Origin of the sequence: Micromonospora sp. RV43, from assembly GCF_001029515.1 — a bacterium.
Classification (GTDB): Bacteria; Actinomycetota; Actinomycetes; order Mycobacteriales; family Micromonosporaceae; genus Micromonospora; species Micromonospora aurantiaca.
Genome location: NZ_LEKG01000327.1, coordinates 1 through 3,136, shown reverse-complemented (window position 1 = coordinate 3,136; position 3,136 = coordinate 1). Strand labels below are relative to the sequence as shown.

Sequence of the window (3,136 nt, the reverse complement as noted above, 5' to 3'; positions counted from 1 at the left end):
CACCTGCCCCGCCACCGCCTGCCCCACACAACGGAAACCATCGTCGCCAACCTCTGGCGAGACCTGCACAAGATGCCACCCGCCGGATGCGACCACCTCGGATGCCACGACGTACCCACGGTCCTCACGTTCGGCGCCGCCCTCTGCCCCGCTCACGCTCAGCGATACGCGGAAACCGGACTGACCTGATTAACACCCAGCCCAGCAAGTGTGCTAGAATTTTAAATATAGGGCCGAGCGGCCCAGGACAGGAGTTCACCCCATGCCCCGCAAGTCGACCACCCGTAGCGCCCCTCGCAAGCGCGCAAGCCGCTACAGCGACGAGCAGATCCGGGAGTTCCGCCAGCGCGACCGGCAGGTCATGAACAGCTCGACCGAGCAGCTCGAAGACGCCGAAGGCATCCGCCGCTTCGCGCGCCACGCGGCGACGGGCGGTGTGTCCCTGCGGATCCTGTCCTACAGCCTGCGAAACCAAGCCCTGCTCGCCCAGCAGGCCGACGAACGCGGTTTTGTTTTGTCCGACGTGGACAGCTTCAAGGGATGGTTGCAGCGCGGCCGGGTAGTCAAGGAGGGCGAAACCGCGCTGAGGCTGATCAAGCCGGTCGGCAAGGACAAGAAGGACACCGACGCCGACGAGCCCGAGACCTCGGACGAGCAGGAGGCCGAAAGCGCCGAAGCCGACGACGAGGCGGACGAGGACACCGGTAAGCCGAAGTTCCGCACCGGACGTGTCTACGACGTCGCCCAGACCACCGAACTCCCGCCGGAGAAGCGCGGCGAGTGCGTCGCCTGCAACGCCGAGGCTGGGCAACCGTGCGAACCCGGATGCCTCTGCCCCGCCTGCACCAACTACGAGCCCGTAGCCGACGCCGCAGAGATCCTGTGGAACAACCTTCTTGACCAGCTCACCGCAGCCGGGTACGGCCTGGACTGGCCCGCGCCGACGGAGGCCCTGCACGGCAGCCGCGTGCACGTCGACCACGACAGCCGCACCGTCGCCGCCGCCTACGAGGTCACGGCCGAACACCCCGACGCCGTAGCCGATCTCGCCGCCGCAGTCGGGCAGATCATCGCGCGCAGCGACCGAGAGCGGGAAGCCCGCCGGGAGCAGCGCCGCGCCGCCCGCGCCGCGATCGCCGCGACGGCCACCACTGTCTAGTGTGCTAGAATTTTAGGCACGGGGAGGGTCTGCCCTCCCCGTGCCTCCCGACCGGGAGGCATCATGACCAACCGCACGAAAATCGCCGCTCGTATCGCCGCGTGCCTCGCCATCGCTGAAGACGAGGCAGCGCCGCTCGGTGAACGCGAGGCAGCCGCCGCCAAGGCCGCCGAACTCATCGGACGGCACGGCATCACCGCCGACCAAGCCGCCGCCGCCCGAGGCGACGCCCCGGAAGGAATCAACTGCGCGCCCGTCGCCCTGCTCAACACCGACGGCCATGGCGAAGCACGCGCCGTACTGGCCGGTGACGTCGCCCGTGCCATGGGATGCCGCGTCATCCTGAAACCCGTTCCGGCCCCCCGCCCCTACACCGTGATTGTGGTCGGCGCGACGTCGGACGTTCACCACCTGCGGCAACTCCTGCCGCTGATCCTCGCCCAGGCGCAGACCGCCGCCGCCAGCGCCGCCGCCGAGCAGCGCCGCGCCCGCGACTTCCTCTCGTCGTTCCTGTCCGGCTACGGCGACACCGTCGCCGCGCGGATTACCGCCCGTCGCCGCCCGCTGACCGACCCGACCACCAACCCCGGCGCAGCGCTCATCCTCGCCGACCGCGCGAAGCGGATTGACGCCTTCATCGCCGAGCGATTCGGCGACCTCGACAAGCACGCCCACCGCACCACCAAGGACGGAAGGACCGCCGGCCGCGCCGCCGCCCGCCTCGCCGATGTCGGCGACCCCGGAGTCAACGCCACCAGCCGCCGCGCTCTGTCCACCTGAGCGCCGGCCACGGGGTCGGGCGCATCGAGCGCCCGACCCCGAGCGGGGCGCTCACGCGCCGCCCCCGCACCCCCGGCTACGCCGCCCCCACTCACCCACCAAACCGATGCCGCCGGCATCACTCGAAAGGCAGCCCCGAGGATGACCAGCCCTACGCCCGACCCCATCGACCAGGTCGCCGCATACCTCACCGTCGCAACCGACGCGACCGCCCCCGCCGCTCTACGCGAAACCGCCCGCCACACCGCGGCGGAGCTCATGGCCCGCCACGACATCACCCCCGCCGCCGCCCGCGCGGCCTGCGGCACTCGACACTCACGCCTCACCATCGCCACACACCCCGTTCCCGGCGCCGACGGTCACGGCGAGGCCCGAGCGACCATCCTCATCGGCATCGCCGAGGCCCTCCACTGCAAGGGCGTCCACCAGCCCGCCCCCGCACCCCATGACTACGGAGTCGTACTGCTCGGCACCGCCGCAGAGGTCCGCGCCTCCCGCCGGCTCACCGACGGCATCTTCGCCGACATCGACAAGGCCTTCCCAGCCGGCAACCCCGAACTACCCGAAATCCTCACCAGCTACGGCAAGACCACCGCCGACGCGATCCGTCGCCGCTACGAATCGCCCGAGATCGACCCCACCCATCAGACCCGTCTCACCGCACTCCTGGCCGCCCGATTCACCCACCTCGACACCATCACGTTCGACCCAGACGCGCACCGCCCCACCGCCTCCAAACGTGCCCTGATCCGCCAACTGATCGACGTAGGCCACACCCCCACCAGCGCAGACGACGGCGGCAGCGCGACAACCGACGCCCGATAACCCAACACCCAAGCCGGTATCACCCACCGACCGCCACGACCCGCACCATCCGACCAACGGAGATCAACGATGTTCGACGCCCCCACCGACGACGACTACCTGTCCTGGCGAGAGCACGACGAACACGCCGGCGACGCGGCCGAGATCGACGCCGAGCACCGCGCCGAAGCCCGCCAAGAGGAGCAACAGCGCCACGCCACCGCCACCACCAGTTGCCCCACCTGCGCCGCCCCGCAAGGCCAGGAGCCGCCGCGCGACAGACGGCCGAGGCCGCCGCGGTCGAAGCCCGCGAGCAGCTGCGGGTGGTGGAGCGGGAGCGGGACCAGGCCGAGGCCGGGCGGACGTCGGCGGAGTCGCGGCTGGCCGACCGGG

Annotated in this window: 5 protein-coding genes; 4 read left to right on the top strand and 1 reads right to left on the bottom strand. The window is 70.8% G+C overall.

The annotated features are described in order from the left end of the window. From ABD52_RS41335 to ABD52_RS36810, 4 genes are all read left to right on the top strand, one after another. Window positions 1–189, top strand: a 189-nt coding sequence (locus ABD52_RS41335) for a hypothetical protein (protein ID WP_235437684.1), incomplete at its 5' end; no start/stop codon positions are given. A 73-nt stretch (window positions 190–262) separates the two neighbouring features. Beyond that, window positions 263–1,159, top strand: a complete 897-nt coding sequence (locus tag ABD52_RS36820) for an ArdC family protein (RefSeq protein WP_047894808.1) — start codon at window positions 263–265, stop codon at window positions 1,157–1,159. A gap of 63 nt (window positions 1,160–1,222) precedes the next feature. Next, window positions 1,223–1,939 carry a DUF2786 domain-containing protein gene (locus ABD52_RS36815; RefSeq protein WP_047894807.1) on the top strand — a complete coding sequence of 239 codons (717 nt, stop codon included), beginning with the start codon at window positions 1,223–1,225 and terminating at the stop codon, window positions 1,937–1,939. A gap of 141 nt (window positions 1,940–2,080) precedes the next feature. After that, window positions 2,081–2,764 (top strand): hypothetical protein, encoded by a 684-nt coding sequence (locus ABD52_RS36810; protein WP_047894806.1) that lies wholly within the window; start codon window positions 2,081–2,083, stop codon window positions 2,762–2,764. A 63-nt stretch (window positions 2,765–2,827) separates the two neighbouring features. On the opposite strand, the gene ABD52_RS41535 is transcribed toward ABD52_RS36810, so the two are convergent. Beyond that, on the bottom strand, window positions 2,828–2,959 hold the full coding sequence (locus ABD52_RS41535) for a hypothetical protein (protein WP_255352912.1): 132 nt from the start codon (window positions 2,957–2,959) through the stop codon (window positions 2,828–2,830). Window positions 2,960–3,136 lie beyond the last annotated feature (177 nt).

Bases quoted from the DNA above. Each gene is read 5' to 3' on its own strand.
- ABD52_RS36815 (WP_047894807.1), top strand. From the start codon at position 1,223: ATGACCAACCGCACGAAAATCGCCGCTCGTATCGCCGCGTGCCTCGCC.
- ABD52_RS36820 (WP_047894808.1), top strand. From the start codon at position 263: ATGCCCCGCAAGTCGACCACCCGTAGCGCCCCTCGCAAGCGCGCAAGC.
- ABD52_RS36810 (WP_047894806.1), top strand. From the start codon at position 2,081: ATGACCAGCCCTACGCCCGACCCCATCGACCAGGTCGCCGCATACCTC.